Raw genomic sequence first — 17362 nt, forward strand, 5'->3', positions numbered from 1 at the left:
GACGCGATCCCCGCGTCAGGCGCATTTTGAGCCCGCTTTCGAGCGGGCTTTTTTTTCATCGCGATGACGCTACCGATGCGGCGTGCTTTTCGTCGCTCCGGGGACGATGGGCGGCTCGAAATCCGCGTCGGTGTCGGTCGGCTCGCCGTGCGCGGCATTGTCCTTGCGCGTGCGATCGGCACTTCCATTCTTGCCGTCCGCATTCGCGCCGCTAGTGGGCAGCGGCGCTTCAGGCCCACCGGGTTCGTCCATCGTATCAGGCGGTTCTTTCGCCATGCGTGCCATGTCGCGCTCCTCGCGTTCGCATTAGTCATTCGCGACGCAGCAACACGCATTCCACACGGTCGGGGCGTCGGATCGAAACGCGGCATGCAACGTGCTGACTCGCCACGGACGTCTTTACCGAGGCGACGTAGATAAACTCCGACACCCTGCATATTTTTCTAATCCGATGAAAACACTGCCTGGCCTGCTTGCCTGTTGCGCGCTCACACTGTTCGCCGGCTGCACGAGCATCGGCCCCACACGCTTGAAAGCGGATCAGGTCGACTACTCACGCGCGCTCAGCGAGGCAAAGAAGCGGGAGATTCTCGCCGCGATGATTGGATTGCGCTATGCCGACGCGCCCTCTTTTCTAACCGTCAGCCAGATCATCGCGGCCTATAACGTGGATGCGTCCGCGTCGTCGACACTCAACGCGGGTTCAGGCAGCATACCGAACTATGCGTCCGTGACGGGAACCATGTCGTACTCGAACCATCCGACGTTCACGTTCACGCCGACAACGGGCGAAGCGTACGCGCAGGCGTACATTCGCCCACTCGCGCCGACGCTCGTGCTGCCCCTTGCAGAAGGCGGCATCCCGATCGATCTGCTTCTGCGCATCTCCGCGCAGTCGATAGGCGGCCTGCGAAACGGCACGGCGCTAGGCGGCGAAGACAGCGCGGGATCTCCGCAGTTCTTCCAGCTGATTCAGGCGTTGCGTCGGCTGCAACTGGCGGGCGAACTGAACGTCGAATCGCGCAGCGAGAACAACGAACAGCATGTCTATCTCGTGCTCGGAACGGCTAGTACGGCAGACGCCGCGAGAGCCATGCCCGATCTGATACTCGTGCGCAAGCTGCTGCATCTGAAGTCCAATAGCGGCAACTTTGAAATCGTGTATGGACAGTCGTCGCACGGCGGCGATCACATTGCCGTGCTAACGCGCTCGGTGCTCGGCATCCTCACCGATCTCGGCGCGCAGATACAGGTGCCCGATGAATCGATTCACAATGGGTCGACCAAACCGACAGTCATGCTCGTCGGTGGCGAAACACGGCCGACGATCATCGTACAGTCGGGCGACAAGCCGCCCGCGGACGCCTACGTCACCATTCGTTACGGCGCGACGACGTACTGGGTCGAGCGTGCAGACTTCGATTCGAAGTATGCATTCACCGTCGTGCAGAATCTGATGGCTCTCGCCGAAGCCGAGACGAACAGCAAGGCGCCAGTCGTCACGATTCCCGCCAATTGACGGGCGCGCCCGCTGTAAAAAGCGGGGTGCACGCTTCATGCAACCCCGCCGCGTGACAGCTGTGGAACAGCCCTAAGGCCATTACGATGCGTTAACGGCCGAAGTACACGCCCTTCGTACCATCGTTAGCGCGCGAGTGCATCGTCGGAATTGCCATACCCGACGCCGCCGACCCGCTCACCACACCACCGTAGCTTTCCCCTCTGCCTTGCTGGTTGGACAACCGGCGTTCCGCCGCCTGCGCATTCGCAGGGTAGTCCGTTCGGTCGCCATCGCCCGGACGATAGCCTTCGCTTTCCACGTTCATCAGATCCTGCCTGACCTCACCGCGCGTCGCCGGCCGCTCCGGCTGGACAGTCGTTTGCGCGAACGCCGTGACGGAGACACCCATGACGGCGGCAAGAATAGCAGCTTGCTTGAGCAGTTTCATGACTTCCTCCATGAAGTAGGTAGTACACGTTTATCAGCGCAAACGCTGTACCAGCCGGATTGATGAAAGGCGCATGATGATCAGTCGTGTTGCTTATTCTTTATTGTTTCGAGCACCGGTGATTGATGCGCCTGTTGGAGCGCACCTGGCTGTTGCACGCTTCACGGGCGTCGGCGAACCAGCGGGCAAATTGCGATCGTACGGACACACCGCTGCGCGCTCAATCGCTTTACCATTGACGCGCGCAGTGTGCGCTGCCCACCGGGAGAACGTCGATGGACCTGGCCTCGATCCGCAAGAACGCTTTCGCGATGCCTGTACATAATCCCGCTTTTCCGCGTCCGCCGTTTCGATTCGTGAACCGCGAGTACTTCATCATTTCGTATGAAAGCGATCCCGACGCGATCGCTGCAGCCGTGCCCGCACCGCTCAAGCCGGAAAATGCACTGGTGCACTACGAGTTCATTCGCATGCCCGATTCGTCGGGCTTCGGCGATTACACCGAAAGCGGCCAGGTCATTTCCGTGCGCGACGCGCAGGGGCGGCTCGGTAACTACACGCATTCGATGTATCTCGACGACGAAGGTCCGATTGCGGCAGGCCGTGAGATCTGGGGCTTTCCGAAGAAGCTCGCACGTCCGCATCTCAGCGTGGACGGCAACGACACGCTGCTCGGTACACTCGACTATGGCACGCAGCGCGTGGCGACGGGCACGATGGGCTACAAGCACTGGACGCTCGACACGGAACCCGAACGCGCCAGGCTCGCCGACATGCCGAACTATCTATTGAAGGTGATTCCACATGTCGACGGCACCGCGCGCGTATGCGAGCTGGTCCGATTCTTTCTGCGCGACGTGACGGTGCTCGGTGCGTGGGCGGGACCAGCGGCGCTCGAACTGCGGCATCATGCGCTCGCACCCGTTGCTGATCTGCCCGTGCGGCGCGTGGTGGGCGCGCGCCAGGTCGTTGCCGATCTCACGCTGGATATCGGCGAAGTCGCATTCGACTATCTGGCGAACGCAGAATAACGGCTACATCAAACCATGCGAGTGCCGGGCGCATATGAAACGCGCGTGCGGTACAGGCCTTTCTACTGGCTCTCGATCAGCTTGACGAGCGTATGCAGCAGGTGATTCGACGGCGTCGCGACGCCGAGCGCTTCGCCGCGCCGCACGATCAGGCCATTCAAATGATCGATCTCGCTGCGCTTGCCGCGCGACAGATCCTGTGCCGTCGATGAGTACTGTCCTGGCATCGTCTCCGCGATCATGCGCACGGCCTGGTTGACGTCCCCCGGGATCGTGACGCCATCGGCTTTCGCGACGGCCAGGCATTCGTCGACGATATCGCGCATCACGGTCGTCACGCCTTCGCCTTGCACAAGCCGTCCGTACGGCAAGCGCGTGATAGCCGACAACGCGTTGTATGCGCAGTTGAGAATCAGCTTCGCCCACAACGCGCCGCGCACGTTGTCCGAAATCTCCGTGGGTACGCCGGCCGCTATCAGCGTCTGCGCGACTTCAGCGCTGGCTTTGGACGGCTCGATCACCAGTTCACCGCGTCCATGATGCCGCACGTGTCCCGGCCCGGCCATTTCCGTGGCGACATAAACGACGGCCGCTGCGACTTCCTGCGGCACGAGTTTGCGCACTTCATCCGCATTCTCGACGCCGTTTTGCAGCGACAGTACCAATGTATCGGGCAAAAGAAAGGGCTTGATTTCCAGAGCCGCACTGACGGTATCCGTCGATTTCACGCAGAACAGCACAAGGTTTGCGCCCTGCACGGCACTCGCTTGCGTGCTCGCCGCAAGCGGGATGCGTTCGTCGAACGCCTGCGTTTCGAGCCGCAGACCGCGATGCTCGATAGCTTCGACGTGTTGCGGACGTCCGACCAATACCACGTCATGTCCCGCGCGTGCCAGCATGCCGCCGTAATAGCAGCCCACTGCACCCGCGCCCATTACGGCGATTTTCATAAGCGACGCTCTTCTACGGAATTGAACGTCAAAACTTACCACAGGGCGCACGCGTGCGTGTCATAAACGGCCACGCATACAGGCCCGTCACGCGCGCGTTCGTAAGGCAAGCAGTGCGTCGGCGAATGCGCCGGGCGCTTCTTGCGGCAGATTGTGTCCGGCGTTGTCGATTACGCGGTGCTCATACGCCCCCGCGAAGTGCGGCGCATGATGCGCCGTCCCGCCGATCGCCATCACGCCGTCCGCGCTGCCGTCGAGCGAGATGGCGGGCACGGAGATGGGCGGCTGCGTGGCAAGTTGCCGTTCCATCGCGTCGTATCGCGGATCGCCACTCACCAGCGCATAGCGATGCCGGTACGAATGAATCACCACCTCGACGAAATCGGGGTGATCGAACGATGCCGCCGTGCGCGCATAGCACGCGTCGTCGAATTGCCAGGTGGGGGACCAGAGCGTCCATAGCAGACGGCACAACGCACGGCGGTTTTCCGCAAGCCCTGCGCGACCGCGCTCGCCGTGAAAATAGTATTGATACCAGTGGCGCAGTTCGTTTTCCGGCAACGCCGGTTTCGCCGATGCTGCGATGTCCTGGATGTTGTAGCCGTTGACTGTCACGAGCCCCGCCACGCGCTGCGGAAATAGCGCTGCGACGATGCACGCCGCGCGCCCGCCCCAGTCGTAGCCGCCGAGCAGCGCGCGGTCGATATGCAACGCGTCGAGCAAAGCGAGCAGATCGGCGCCGAGCGCAGCCTGCTGGCCAGAGCGCGGCGTATCGGCGAACAAAAAGCGCGTCGGCCTATAGCCGCGCAGATAAGGCGCGATCACGCGCGCGCCCTGCGTGGCGAGAATCGGCGCGACCTCGTCGAACGCGTGAATGTCATACGGAAAGCCGTGCAGCAGCACGACGGGCCAACCGTCCGGATCGCCCGTTTCCTCGTAGGCGATGTCGAGCAATTCGGTCTTCACGTGCTTGAGCATGATCGGCGGCTCCTTTAAGGCGATCGCGATGCATACTTTCGCGGACCCGGCGCACACCCAGGCCGCGGCGAGCGTTCATGTTAGCGCCGTCGCGCGCGTGGCGCTGACCGTCTGCTTCGCAAGGCGCCGCACAAGGCCTGCAAAAGAAAGTCGTTTTACCGCAAGCCGATGTCGTATTCTTGCTGCACCAGCCGCATCGCGGCCCGCTACATTCGACAGCACGAACCCCGCAACACGTCGCTATCCGGGTGCCGCGCGAGACGAACCACATCGAGTACGAATGAAACAGGCACACGATCAGGCGACCTCGCCCTGTGGCGGATTCTCTCTGCACGACACGCAACCGCTCGCGGATTTTGTCGAAAGCGTTTCGTCGTTCATCACACCTGTTACCCCCGTCCCCGCGCCGCCGCCGTTCGGCAGCCTGCAGGCCACCGCGATTCTGCTGCTCGGCTATGCGATTCTCATCACAGGCAACGGCCTGCTTGGCACGCTAATCTCGCTGCGGCTCATCCAGCAGCAGGCGCCGTCGATCGTCGTCGGCTTCGTGCAGTCCTCGTATTACGTCGGCTTCATGGTGGGCGCGCTGTACGGCGGCTCGCTGATCGGCCGCGTCGGTCACCACCGCGCATTCGTCACGTTCGCGGCGGCCTCCGCGTGTTGCGCGCTCGGCTACGCGGTGTGGGACGCGGCGTCGATATGGGCGGTGTTGCGCTTCATCACCGGCTTCTGCCTCGTGGGCATCTTCACGGTGGTGGAGAGCTGGCTGCATCAGGTGGCGAGCAACGCGCAGCGCGGACGCGTGTTCTCGGCCTATCTGATCACGAACTATCTCGGTGTCGGCGTTGGCCAGTTTTTGATCGGTCTCGCAGACCCCGCCAGCTTCGAGCTTTTCAGCGCCGTTGCCGCGCTGTTCACCGCGTCGCTGATTCCCGTCGCACTCGCGGGCACAGCGCATGGCCCCGTGGCCGCACACGAAACGCATGCGAGCGCATCGGGCCGCACGCGTCTTGCACGCGGACTGTCGGGCTTGCAGGCCATCTACCGCTGGGCGCCGCTCGGCGTCGTCGCGTGCCTTGCGGCGGGGCTGCTGAACAGCGCGTTCTATACGATGCAGCCCGTGTTCATGCGGCGCGTTGGCTATTCGGTGCCGGACGTATCCCACTTCATGGGCTTTGCGCTGCTCGCGGCGCTCGTGCCGCAATGGCCCGTCGCGCGCCTCGCCGATCTGTTCGACCGGCGCAAGGTGCTGCTATGCCTCGCAGCGCTCGCGGGTTCGCTGAGCGTGTTGCTGTTCCTGTTGCGCGATGGGATGCTGATCGAAGCGCTCGGCTATCTGTACGTTGCCGTTGCGTTCTCGATGTACGGCGTTGTCACGTCGTATGTGAACGACTGCATTCCCGCCGACGAGCGCATTGCCGTCAGCGCCGGATTACTGCTGATCTTTTCGCTCGGTGCAAGCGGCGGGCCGACGCTTGCGTCCGCGATGATGGCTTTCGCGGGACCCGCCGGCCTCTATCTGTTCACGGCCGTCGTGATGGGCGCGCTTATCGTGCTGACGCTGCGCAGCCTGCGCAAGTCGCCGCCCGCACGACGGGTACCTGAAGCGCGCTAGGTGCAATGCGTCACTCAGCTCACGGCCACCCGCACGCCTGATCCGCCAGTTCGAGCAGATCGGACACGTGATGACCAAGCCCCGGATCGTATAGCACCGCGTCGCGAGAAAATGCCGGCATTGGCGGCCGTTCGCGGCGTGCGTCCGACACCGCCCGCGCCAATATGCTGCGCAAGCTGCCGGCATCGTTGGCTTCGAACACGAGCTTGGCTTCCCTTGCGATCACGTCGTGACAGCCGATGTTCGACGACAGGATCACCGGCGTGCCGCACATCACCGACTCCACGCCGACGAGTCCGAACGGCTCATAGCTCGACGCGAGTATCGTATAGTCCGCCGCGCGGTAGCCTTCTTCGATCGTGTTCACATAACCGATGTAGCGCAGCCGCCTGGATGTGCGTTCGGGCGGGCGCCCCGCCACGGCCACGACGACGGGCAGATCAAGATCGCGTAACGCCTCTTCAATCAGCGGCAAGCCCTTGCGTTCGTGACTGCTCGACGGAAACAGCAACACGACTTCGTCGTCGGCGAAGCCAAAACGTTTGCGCAACGCGCGGCGCTCATCGCTGGCGACGGGAGAGAAGCGGCCATTGTCGACGGGCGGATACAGCACACGGATCTTGGCATCGTCGACGCCATACAGATGCCTCAGTTCGTCGCGCATCTGCGGCGAATGCGCGACGACAAAGCGCGCGCGCCGATATTGACGGCGCTCCAGCGCGATCTGTCTGCGGTCGAAGAACGATGGCCGGCGACCCGTTGCGCTCAGAAAGCCGAGATGCGTGCCGCCGCAAATGGCAATCTCCGACGCTTCAACGCGATTGCAGCCGATCAGCACATCCACTTTCGCATCGCGCCGCATCGCGCTGAGGCGACGCGAAAACCATTCGTCGCGCCATTTGCCCGGCAGAAACGAGACGTTGATCCGATGCGGCTCGACGAGCCGGCTTTCCGGCAACTTAGGATCGAACGCGCGGCCGAACACGGCCAGCTTGATCCCAGCAGCGACGAGTCCCCGCGTCACCTCGATCGCATAACGCTCAAGGCCCCCGCTGTACTTCAGTGCATTGCACGACAATCCGATTTTCATGCTTTTTTTCGAGCTTCACCAAATGACACTGGCAAGTCATCGCGCTTTCGATGTCAGGACACATCGCGCGTTCTTTAGGCCTGCTCCGCCAATTGCCTGAATACCTTGACAACGCGCCGACACGTCAGCGCCTCACGCCAGAATTTTTCTTTCAGCCGCGCGGTCGGAATCCATTGCCGCGGCAGCACGACGCGCACGGTGCCCCACGCGGGCCGCCAGCGCTCGGCCACGGCGCGCCGCCTGAACAGACTGATGGTCGGAATCGACAGATTCGACGCGAGATGGCCGATGCCCGAGTCATTGCCGATGAACCACCCCGACTCATAGAGCCAGCATGCGAGCGCATGCAGATCGTCGAAGTGCGGCGCCGCGATACCGCGCTGTTCGAGGCCGTGCCAACGCTCGCGCTCATTGGGTGCGATCACGAAACACACTTCATAGCCGAGCGCTTGCAGGCGCTTCCCCAGCGCGATGAAACGCGCTGGCGACCAGCGCTTGTCGTGCGTGCTCGCTTCCGGGTGAATGACGACGCGATGCCGATGCCGCCGGTGCTTCAGCGTTGCCGGCGCAACGATGCCGTTGTCCGTCGTGCTCCCGGCCGCGCCGAAATGCGTGCGGCTAAACCGCGCAAAGCGCTCCGCCATGCAACCCGGGCCATCGCCGTATTCGACATCGTGCAGATCGATCACATGTGGATGCGCGTTCGTCAGCTTCGCAAATGGCTGATGACGATGCATCTGCACGACGGCATCGAACGGTTCGAGCCGCGCTGCGCAGTGGGCCTCGCGTGGCAGCGGATGAATCTCGACATGAGGAAACCAGTGCCGCAAGGCATGAACGGGCGTGCCGAACACGCACACGTCGATGCCGCTTGCACGCAGGTTCTGCACGATAACCATCAAGATCAGCGAATCGCCGATCGCGTTCGACATCATGAACGCGACGCGCCTCGTCGACGCGATGCGCACACCGGCAGGCACCTTTGCATCCACGTCAGGCCGCCTCGCGTCGAAGCTGCTCGAATGCGCGCAGCACCTGCTTCACCGACAGCGCGTATTTCCAGCAGCGCTCCTTGAGCCGGCCCGTCGGCAGCCACCCGCCACCGACGAGCACTTTGCCCGCGCCCCATCCCGGCCGCCAGGTCCGCGCGATGCCTTTGCGCATGAATAGCGACAAGGTCGGCACCCGCAGACATGACGCGAGATGGCCGATGCCCGAGTCGTTGCCGATGAACCAGCCGCACTCGACGAGCCATGCGGCGACATTGTCGAGCGAACCGAGGCGCGGCAGACCGATGCCATAGTTCTGCACATATTCCCAGTCGGCGCGCTCTTCATCCGTCACGATGAAATGCGGATCGAAACCGTTGGACTTCAACTGGCGGGCAAGGCGCACGAAACGTGGCGCGAGCCAGCACTTGTCGGCCGTGCTGGCCGTCGGATGAATCGCGACACGCAACGCATGCTTACGATGGATCAAACCTGCAGGCACCGACAGACCGTTGTCCATCCGCGCGTGAGGCATATGCAGTGATTCGCGGCAAAAGTGCGTGAGGCGCGCCGCGATGGCTTCTGGAGAAGGCGCACGGCAAAGATGCTCGAGCACGATTGCGGCCGGGTGGCGCTGGTCGAGTCGCGGCACGGGACGATCGGCGTGAAGCTGGATGACAGTATCGAACTGACGCAACAGCGTGTCGGTGTCGTCACCGCTCATCGCAGGCCGAACGTCCATGCCCGGAAACCATTCGCGCAACGTATGCATGTGACCGCCGAACACGGTGACCCGCTTGCCGCTCAATTGCAGATTGCGTGCAACGATCATTAGCAGCAGCGAGTCGCCCAACGCGGGTGACGACGTCACCGCTACGCTCATAACCGGCTCGTTAGCGTGCTGCATGGCTGTTGTCTCGATGAATGACGCGGATCCGACGCTCGTGTTGTGATCCGAGCGCATTATAGGTTTGGCCCTGTCACATCAGATTGGTGAAAACTTTCCGGTCATTACCCGCCAGGCAGCGCGTCAAGAGGCCTTTTCAGCGCATGTAAAGGCGCTTTGAAACGTACGTGCGCCCAAGCGATAAAGAATCTGAAAGCATTCATCGAAACGCGAGCGCTTGATGCATGTTCACCTTTCCGCTTTGCGCCGCTGTTCTACTGGCGCAGTTTTTTTTCCGGTACAGCTATGGCGCTGGTCCCGAATGGATTTCGCCTATCGGTCCGCTGAGGCTCTCGCCTGGTGTTCCGATCGCCCGGCATGCAAACGGCCACTATCAGGTGTCCAGTTTCAGAGTGGTTGCAGCATAAGTTCAAGCAATGCGAAAAAGCCCGCTTGAAAGCGGGCCTTTTATCGCGTATCAGCAGGACGCCGGGAACGGAACCCTTTGCGCGCCCTACAAAGCATGCCGCGCCGCGCTCTCGAAGCGCATACGCTCATCCGCCACGATAGGCGCTACAACGCCCAGCATGTGCACGTCGTCACCGCCCTCCCGTCCATCCTCGCGCCCATCCGACGCGCCATGTCGCGGCAGCGCCTCGTCGGGCGCGAACATATAGCCCTCGCCGCGCAGCGTCTTGATGTACTGGCGGCCCATCGGCGACAGTTTCAGCGCAGCGCGCAGCCTGAACACGACCACATCGAGTCCGCGTTCCGTCACGCTGCAATGGCGGCGCAGCATGTTGAGTATGCGCACGCGCGACAGCACTCGCATCGGATGCGAAGCGAGCACCACGAGCAATGCGAATTCGGTGCTGCGCAGCGGCACTTCCACGCCGCCACGCGCGAGCACACGGTCGGCAATGTCGACTTCGAAGTCGTCGAACGAGATTGGATTGCGCTCGATATGCAACGGCGCTTTCGACGGCGGCCCGGAGCGCAGCGCATTGCGAACCCGCGCGATCAGCTCGCGTGGATCGTGCGGATCGACCACATAATCGTTCGCGCCGAGTTCGAATGCGAGCACCTTGTCGACGACATCGTCGGACCGGCTCACGATGATCATGGGCAAATCGTAGCCCAGCGAACGAACGCGCCGCAGCGCAGCCAGTCCGTCCACTTCGGGCAAGCCGTGGCGCATGACGATCAACGACGGCACTTCCAGTTCGAGGCGCCTTTCGAGCGATTCCGTGTTGTACAGGACGGACATCTCGATCTTGTGCCGCTGCACGTGCGAGCGCAGCGTGTCCCGGCTCTCCTGATTCGGCTCGACGACGAGCAGATGGATGGTCATGATGGTCCCCGCCCTTCTTCCATTTGAACGGAGCCCATCATAGTGAGCAACTGTGCAGGCAAGACGGAGAAAATTAAGGAGAATGTGTGGAGATTGCCGAACGGTCGTCCATGCTCGAACCGCTCGCGTCAAAATAGCGACATGACAGGATATTGACAGCAACCGGCATGCATGCGGCGACGCGGGCGCCAGCCGCCCTCGTCGAGCCAGCGCTGGTCGACAGGGAAACAGGGTGAAACATGAAAAACGGCGGCCGTGGGCGCTCGCCATGAGAGTCGGCATTACGTCGAAGCTCTTCGTCGCGATATCGGCGGCCTGCATTCTGGTGGCCGTCACGATGGGCTTCGCCGTTCGCTGGAGCTTCGAACAGGGCTTTCTCGGCTATCTGCAGTACCAGTCGCGGTCCCACTCCGCGCAACTGAAGCAGAAGCTGGAGGCCGCATGGGCGAAACATCGAAGCTGGGATTTCGCGAAAGACCCCGCCGCCGCCGCGATGGAGATTCCGGAACTGGCCGAGGCAGGCATGCCGCCAGGCCCGCCCGATATGAACCCACCGGGCGACGGACCACCGCCGCCCGACACCGCCCCGCCCTACAACGCGCCGGTCGGCAACGCCGCGCAACCAGGGGCGCCCGCCGACAATCCCGGCGCGCCGCCGCAGCCGGGCGACGAATCGGGGCCTGGGGCGCAGCATGCGCGTCATCCGCCGTTCAGGGTCTATGACGCGAATATGCAAAGCGTGCTGAAAAAAGGCCCGCCGCCTCCGCCCGATGCGCCGCGCGAGGAACTGACCGTCGACGGCAAGGTGATCGGCTGGCTGCTCGTCGCCGGACCGGAAGTGATGTTTCGATCCGCCGACCGCCAGTTCCAGGCGCAGCAGGTTCGCGCGACGTGGATCATCGTGGGGTTCGCCGCGTTGCTGGCCGCGTGCGTCGCCGTCGTGCTCGCACGCGTGCTGCTGTCGCCCGTGAGGCGGCTGGTGCTCGCGACGCATCGCCTCGCGAGCGGCGACTATTCGATCCGCGTGCCCGACACAGGCAGCGACGAACTGCACGAACTCGCCGCCGACTTCAACCGGCTCGCGATCTCGCTTGGCAACGCGGAACGCTCGCGCCGCAATTTCATCGCGGATATCTCGCATGAATTGCGCACACCGCTCGCCGTGCTGCGCGGCGAACTCGAAGCAATCGAAGACGGCGTGCGCAAGCCCGACCGCACGACACTCGCGTCGCTGCAGGCGGAAGTCGCGCTGCTGAGCCAGTTGATCGACGATCTGTACGAACTGTCGCTGGCCGACATCGGCGAACTGTCGTTCGAGAAAGTGCGGCTCGACGTGGCGCCCGTCGTCGAGGCAGCGGCCGAATCGTTCCGCGACCGCCTCGCCGACAAGAAAATCGCGTTGGAAACGGATATCGGCGAAGCGAGCGTCGTCATGCTCGGCGACCCGTACCGTTTGACGCAACTCATGAAAAACCTGCTCGAAAACGCGTTGCGCTATACCGATGAGAGCGGCAAGGTGCGCGTCGCCGTCGCGCGGCACGAGCGCGAAATCCGCATCGATGTGCAGGATTCGCACCCCGCCGTGCCCGAACCTTTGCTGCCGCATCTGTTCGACCGGCTGTTTCGCGTCGATGCGTCGCGCAGCCGCCAGAGTGGCGGCGCCGGTCTGGGCCTCGCGCTGTGCAAACATATCGTGAACCAGCACGGCGGCACGATCGACGCGTTGCGCTCGCCGCTCGGAGGACTGTGGATCGCTGTCCGGCTCCCTACATTTGAAGCCAAAGATGACTGACCATTCACTTGCCCATTCGCCCGCTTCAGTGCTGATCGTCGAAGACGAGCCGAAGCTGTCGGCGTTGCTGACCGACTATCTGCGCGCTGAGAACTTCAACACTCAGGTGATCGAGGACGGGCGCAAGGTCATTGCCTCCGTCCGCGCGAATCCGCCCTCGCTGATCCTGCTCGATCTGATGCTGCCGGGGCGCGGCGGACTCGAAATCTGCCGCGAACTGCGCACGTTCTCCGATGTGCCCGTCATCATCCTGACGGCGCGCGTCGACGAAATCGACCGGTTGCTCGGCCTCGAACTCGGCGCCGACGACTACGTGTGCAAGCCGTTTAGTCCGCGCGAGGTGGTCGCGCGCGTCAAAGCGATCCTGCGCCGCGTCGATTTGCTCCCGGGCGCAGCGCGCGCCGGCGTCGAGCCCGTTGCCAGCCGCCTCGCGATCGATGTGGAACGGCACGTCGCGTCGCTCGACGGCAAGGATCTCAATCTCACGCCGATCGAAACCCGGCTGCTGGCGCTGCTGAACTCGACGCCCGGCCGCATCTATTCGCGCGACCATCTGCTGCGGCAACTGTATGACGATCACCGCGTGGTCGCAGACCGCACGGTCGATTCGCACGTGAAGAATCTGCGCCGCAAGCTGCAGACCGTGCGCCCGGATCACGACATGATCCGTTCGATTTACGGCGTGGGTTACCGGTTGGAAGTGGTGCCGCAAGAGGGCCGCGACGACGCGGCGTAGCGAGCGGCTGTCACGCTGCGGGCCGAGGCAGTCTTTAGCCTTCGCAGCGGAAGAAGTCGATGCTCTGGCCCGAGGCAACTGCGCGGCGCAGCCATTCAGGCAGATCGCCCTGTCCGTCCCAGACATGGCCCATTGCATCCTGATAGCGGATGGCGCACGCGCTTTGTTCGTCTTCAGCGAGCGAGCGCTGGAGCGCGTCGACCGTGATGCCGAATTCGTCCATCCGGTGCTGGATCCATGCAATCAGGCGTTCCCGCGCCTGACCATCGAGTTTTGCGATTGAAGTAGACATTGCTGGTGCGATTCGAAGAGTGACGCGATCAGCGATCCATTCGTACGGGCGAAGCCATGACGGACGGATTCAATTGCGCCGCCGTGCGTCGATCCTGACCGCCGAGTCGAACAGCGCCTGGGCACGCGCGAGTTCGTCGAGCGCCCGGTCCAGTTGCGCGACGGCGGCCGCGTGTTCGCCCGATGATGAACCTTCTTCCGGGTCGCGGCGCACTGCACGAAACGCCTGATCGACGTTGCGCGTCGCTTCGACAAAACGCTTCGCGGCCTCCGCCTGCCGCGAGTGCATGACTGCCGACATAGGCATTCCTCCATCTGGTTTCAGGTTGTGAGGGGGCGGATTGCGCGCCTGCTGCTTTCTGCGCGCCAATGACTTCGAGCTGGCCAAACGTGCGGACTGATTCGCTGCCGTGCGCTATCGATTTTCTCTCCGCTCGCAGCCGAACGCCAGGTCTGGATTGCAACAAACCCGCACATTTTTTATGCGTGAACGACGCATAGTCAGTGTTCCCAGGTTTATGCACCCGCAATGCGCGCCGTTTTCTCCGGAAAACCAGCTTGCGCATGCGCCGCGTTGAATGCGGCCATTGCTTCGACGGGTGGCATCTCGAACAGGTCGCGCGTGAAGCCGCGTATACGCTCTTGCGGCGGGCGCGTACGCAAACGTCCGACCAGTTCGATGAAAGCGGCAAAGTCGCCGTCGCGCGTGGCCTTGTTGACCTCCGCGAAGTCACGCGCCTTGAGCACGCATGGTTGTGCGAGGCGCACCTGATACGGCGCTTCCAGTTCGACCGATAGCGCAACGGGATAACGCTTGCCGCTCAGGTCACCCGCACGTGCGATGCAATCGACCACGGCGGCCGCTTGCGCGGCACCGAGCGGCTTGCCCGTGCTGACGCTGCGCAAATGCTCCGGATGAACGTGCAACCGGGTCCCCATGCTCAATTCAGTGGGCGACGAGCACACCAGTGCATAGTGCTGCTCTTTTTTCCGCCCTGACGGCAACACGGAACGGCTGACGATGAACGCGTGCGGCGGAAGCTGCCGCACCTGGCCTGCGCTGTCGATCCACGCGTTCCACAACAGCATGTCTTCGCGCTTGCGTCCGCCCGGCCGCGGCTTGCTCGCCGCCGGCGAAAACAGCGCGAGCAGCGAACCGGTGCGGTGCGCTGCGACTTGGGCGCTGTTGCCGAGCGACTGACCGACGCCCCATAAAAAGCGACCGCCGCCCAGACGCCGCTCCCATTCTTTCTGGAGAACGATGGTGGGGAGTTCCTCGCCGGACTCGGTGCCTGTCTTGATCCAGCAGAACGTGGGCGGTAGGTGCTTCAGTGTCATCAACTTCCTCGGGACGGCCTTTCGACTCGCAGCTGGCGAGCCGTCGGCAACAGGTCACAGCCATTCAACAAGCGTTAATGTATAGATATAATGCATGGAATGGAAGCCCCGACGAGCGAATTTCCCGTGCAGGACCTGTTACGCCGGTTAATGGCAGACACGCGCTCGTCCAGCGAAATAGCAAGGCTTTCGGGCGTGAGCCAGCCTACGGTATCCAGACTGCGGCTGTCGAAAGGGCGCCGCGTACGCCGCAGCGCGTCATTCAATAAGCTATGCAGTTTCTACGGAATGGAAGCGCGCCATGTCGGACGAGCGGGTTATAACGAACTGCTGCGCAACGCGATCGTCGACGCGTGGGACGGCTCGGAAGAGCACGGCCGGGCGTTGCTCGTCGTGATCAAGGGCTTGAAGGGATTGAGCGCGAAGGTGGAGTGAGCGCGCTCTTTTGGTTCGACGGCGTGGCCGTCTCCATACGGGAAGATTTGAAGCGTGCGGGCTTCGTATTCAGTCGAAGCCCGCTGCTGAAAGGAAGGGAAACCGCTTTTAGAACTGGTCTTCGTGCAAGGCCAGCATGCCTTCGCCGTCCTTCGTGCTGACAATCGACGCCTCCAGCGCCACGGCCTGCGGCAGCACGTGCTCCGCGAAGAACTGGGCCGTCGCGATCTTCGCGCCATAGAACGACGGATCGTTATCGAGCTTCGCCTGCGCGGCGAGCATCGCGCGCGCCATCTGCCAGCCGCCCAGCACGATTCCCGCGAGCTTCAGATATGCGACGCTGCCCGCAAACACCGCGTTCGGATCGCTCTTCGCATTCGCGACGACGAACGCCACCGTCGTTTGCAACGCGTCATGCCCACGCGACAGATGCTTCTGCATTGACGCGAAGGCTGCGCCCTTGTGCTGCTTGAGTGCTTCGACCGTCTGTGCGATGTCCGCCAGCAGCGCCTTCGCCACCGCGCCGCCGTCGCGCAGCGTCTTGCGGCCGACCAGATCGTTTGCCTGGATCGCCGTCGTGCCTTCGTAGATCGGCAGGATACGGGCGTCGCGGTAGTACTGCGCGGCACCCGTTTCCTCGATGAAGCCCATGCCGCCATGCACCTGCACGCCCAGGCTCGTCACGTCGACCGACAGCTCCGTGCTCCAGCCCTTTACGATCGGCACCAGGTATTCGTAGATCGCGAGATGCTCCGCACGCTTCGCCTGATCCGCGTGATGGTGCGCGATGTCGCTGTGCGCCGCGGCCACATACGCCAGCGCGCGCGAACCTTCCGTGAGCGCACGCATCGTCGACAGCATGCGACGCACGTCCGGATGATGAATGATCGATACCGCCTGTTTCGACGAACCATCGACGGGCCGGCTCTGCACGCGCTCCTTCGCGTACGCGGCCGCCTTCTGGTATGCGCGATCCGAAATGGCCACGCCCTGCATGCCGACCGCGAAACGCGCCGCGTTCATCATGATGAACATATATTCGAGGCCGCGATTTTCCTCGCCGATCAGGTGACCGGTTGCGCCACCGTGGTCGCCGAACTGCAGCACGGCCGTCGGGCTCGCCTTGATGCCGAGCTTGTGTTCGATCGACACGCAGTGCACGTCGTTGCGCTCACCGAGCGAGCCATCAGCATGGACGAGGAACTTGGGCACCACGAACAGCGAAATGCCCTTCACGCCTTCGGGCGCATCCGGCGTACGCGCGAGCACCAGGTGGACGATGTTGTCCGCCATGTCGTGCTCGCCCCACGTGATGAAGATCTTCGTGCCGAAGATCCGGTACGAACCGTCGCCCTGCGGCTCGGCGCGTGTGCGCACCAGCGCGAGATCCGAGCCGGCCTGCGGCTCGGTGAGGTTCATCGTGCCCGTCCAGTCGCCCGAGATCAGGCGCGGCACGTAGGTCTGTTTCTGTTCTTCGCTGCCGGCGGTGAGCAGCGCCTCGATGGCGCCGTCGGTCAGCAGCGGACACAGCGCGAATGCGAGGTTCGACGCATTCAGCATCTCGATGCAAGCCGTCCCGATCAGCTTCGGCAGGCCCTGGCCTTCGTATTCGGCGGGATGCTGCACGCCCTGCCAGCCGCCCGCGGCGAACTGGCGAAACGCGTCGGCGAAACCGGGGCTCGCCGTCACCTTGCCGTCTTTCCACGTGCTCGGATTCCGGTCGCCTTCGACGTTCAGCGGCGCCAGCACTTCGCCGCACAGCTTCGACGATTCTTCCAGCACGGCCTGCGCCGTTTCCAGACCCGCTTCTTCGAAGCCGGGCAACTGCGCAATCTCGTCGATACCGCTCAATTCCTCGAGCACGAACAGCATGTCTTTGACGGGGGCGATGTAACTCATGGTGATTCTTCCAATCAGGCGTTCAATGGATC

General features: G+C 63.0%; 18 protein-coding genes and 1 pseudogene. 7 read left to right on the forward strand and 12 right to left on the reverse strand.

Annotated elements, in window-relative coordinates:
• Positions 1–69: 69 nt before the first annotated feature.
• Entirely contained in the window at positions 70–285 is a 216-nt protein-coding gene (locus BPHY_RS19745) for a hypothetical protein (protein WP_041764416.1), read from the reverse strand.
• A 166-nt stretch (positions 286–451) separates the two neighbouring features.
• Between BPHY_RS19745 and BPHY_RS19750 the strand changes: the two genes are divergently transcribed.
• Complete coding sequence (locus tag BPHY_RS19750) at positions 452–1519, forward strand: hypothetical protein (RefSeq protein WP_012403217.1); 1068 nt, start codon at positions 452–454, stop codon at positions 1517–1519.
• Positions 1520–1610: 91 nt separating this feature from the next.
• Here BPHY_RS19750 and BPHY_RS19755 read toward each other — a convergent pair whose 3' ends face one another.
• Positions 1611–1949: a DUF4148 domain-containing protein gene (locus BPHY_RS19755; protein ID WP_012403218.1), complete on the reverse strand. Its 339-nt coding sequence runs from the start codon at positions 1947–1949 to the stop codon at positions 1611–1613.
• A gap of 275 nt (positions 1950–2224) precedes the next feature.
• Here BPHY_RS19755 and BPHY_RS19760 point away from each other — a divergent pair, with 275 nt between their 5' ends.
• Positions 2225–2980 (forward strand): acetoacetate decarboxylase, encoded by a 756-nt coding sequence (locus BPHY_RS19760; RefSeq protein ID WP_012403219.1) that lies wholly within the window; start codon positions 2225–2227, stop codon positions 2978–2980.
• A gap of 62 nt (positions 2981–3042) precedes the next feature.
• Here BPHY_RS19760 and BPHY_RS19765 read toward each other — a convergent pair whose 3' ends face one another.
• Together BPHY_RS19765 and BPHY_RS19770 are read right to left on the reverse strand one after the other, a co-directional pair.
• Complete coding sequence (locus BPHY_RS19765) at positions 3043–3930, reverse strand: ketopantoate reductase family protein (protein WP_012403220.1); 888 nt, start codon at positions 3928–3930, stop codon at positions 3043–3045.
• Between the two features lie 87 nt (positions 3931–4017).
• The gene (locus BPHY_RS19770; RefSeq protein WP_012403221.1) at positions 4018–4908 is read right to left on the reverse strand and encodes an alpha/beta fold hydrolase; all 891 of its coding nucleotides are present in this window, start codon (positions 4906–4908) and stop codon (positions 4018–4020) included.
• Positions 4909–5188: 280 nt separating this feature from the next.
• On the opposite strand from BPHY_RS19770, the gene BPHY_RS19775 reads away from it, so the two are divergent.
• Positions 5189–6523, forward strand: a complete 1335-nt coding sequence (locus tag BPHY_RS19775) for an MFS transporter (RefSeq protein WP_012403222.1) — start codon at positions 5189–5191, stop codon at positions 6521–6523.
• Between the two features lie 19 nt (positions 6524–6542).
• Here BPHY_RS19775 and BPHY_RS19780 read toward each other — a convergent pair whose 3' ends face one another.
• From BPHY_RS19780 to BPHY_RS19790, 3 genes are all read right to left on the reverse strand, one after another.
• Positions 6543–7613: a glycosyltransferase family 4 protein gene (locus tag BPHY_RS19780; protein WP_012403223.1), complete on the reverse strand. Its 1071-nt coding sequence runs from the start codon at positions 7611–7613 to the stop codon at positions 6543–6545.
• Between the two features lie 74 nt (positions 7614–7687).
• Positions 7688–8605: a glycosyltransferase family 9 protein gene (locus BPHY_RS19785; RefSeq protein ID WP_012403224.1), complete on the reverse strand. Its 918-nt coding sequence runs from the start codon at positions 8603–8605 to the stop codon at positions 7688–7690.
• Position 8606: 1 nt separating this feature from the next.
• On the reverse strand, positions 8607–9485 hold the full coding sequence (locus tag BPHY_RS19790; protein WP_244257766.1) for a glycosyltransferase family 9 protein: 879 nt from the start codon (positions 9483–9485) through the stop codon (positions 8607–8609).
• 299 nt (positions 9486–9784) lie between these two features.
• On the opposite strand from BPHY_RS19790, the pseudogene BPHY_RS44235 reads away from it, so the two are divergent.
• Positions 9785–9916 (forward strand): annotated as a pseudogene (locus BPHY_RS44235) (BamA/TamA family outer membrane protein); the annotation flags it as partial.
• An 86-nt stretch (positions 9917–10002) separates the two neighbouring features.
• Here the strand turns inward: BPHY_RS44235 and BPHY_RS19795 are convergent.
• Positions 10003–10839 carry a winged helix-turn-helix domain-containing protein gene (locus BPHY_RS19795; RefSeq protein ID WP_012403226.1) on the reverse strand — a complete coding sequence of 279 codons (837 nt, stop codon included), beginning with the start codon at positions 10837–10839 and terminating at the stop codon, positions 10003–10005.
• A 268-nt stretch (positions 10840–11107) separates the two neighbouring features.
• Between BPHY_RS19795 and BPHY_RS19800 the strand changes: the two genes are divergently transcribed.
• Positions 11108–12631, forward strand: a complete 1524-nt coding sequence (locus tag BPHY_RS19800) for an ATP-binding protein (RefSeq protein WP_012403227.1) — start codon at positions 11108–11110, stop codon at positions 12629–12631.
• A complete protein-coding gene (locus tag BPHY_RS19805; protein WP_012403228.1) occupies positions 12624–13367 on the forward strand; it encodes a response regulator in 744 nt (247 codons plus the stop codon). Before BPHY_RS19800 ends, BPHY_RS19805 begins: the two co-directional genes overlap by 8 nt.
• Positions 13368–13401: 34 nt before the next feature.
• Here the strand turns inward: BPHY_RS19805 and BPHY_RS19810 are convergent, their stop codons facing one another.
• The 3 genes from BPHY_RS19810 to BPHY_RS19820 all read right to left on the reverse strand — a co-directional run bounded on the left by BPHY_RS19810 (position 13402) and on the right by BPHY_RS19820 (position 14996).
• The gene (locus BPHY_RS19810; protein ID WP_012403229.1) at positions 13402–13659 is read right to left on the reverse strand and encodes an H-NS family nucleoid-associated regulatory protein; all 258 of its coding nucleotides are present in this window, start codon (positions 13657–13659) and stop codon (positions 13402–13404) included.
• A gap of 69 nt (positions 13660–13728) precedes the next feature.
• The gene (locus BPHY_RS19815) at positions 13729–13959 is read right to left on the reverse strand and encodes a hypothetical protein (protein WP_012403230.1); all 231 of its coding nucleotides are present in this window, start codon (positions 13957–13959) and stop codon (positions 13729–13731) included.
• Between the two features lie 215 nt (positions 13960–14174).
• Positions 14175–14996 (reverse strand): hypothetical protein, encoded by an 822-nt coding sequence (locus tag BPHY_RS19820; RefSeq protein ID WP_012403231.1) that lies wholly within the window; start codon positions 14994–14996, stop codon positions 14175–14177.
• A 99-nt stretch (positions 14997–15095) separates the two neighbouring features.
• Here BPHY_RS19820 and BPHY_RS19825 point away from each other — a divergent pair, with 99 nt between their 5' ends.
• Positions 15096–15431, forward strand: coding sequence for a helix-turn-helix domain-containing protein (locus BPHY_RS19825; protein ID WP_041764419.1), 336 nt, complete (start codon positions 15096–15098; stop codon positions 15429–15431).
• A 108-nt stretch (positions 15432–15539) separates the two neighbouring features.
• On the opposite strand, the gene BPHY_RS19830 is transcribed toward BPHY_RS19825, so the two are convergent.
• Complete coding sequence (locus BPHY_RS19830) at positions 15540–17330, reverse strand: acyl-CoA dehydrogenase (protein WP_012403233.1); 1791 nt, start codon at positions 17328–17330, stop codon at positions 15540–15542.
• Positions 17331–17362: the final 32 nt, after the last annotated feature.

The sequence above is a fragment of the Paraburkholderia phymatum STM815 genome, from assembly GCF_000020045.1.
Classification (GTDB): Bacteria; Pseudomonadota; Gammaproteobacteria; order Burkholderiales; family Burkholderiaceae; genus Paraburkholderia; species Paraburkholderia phymatum.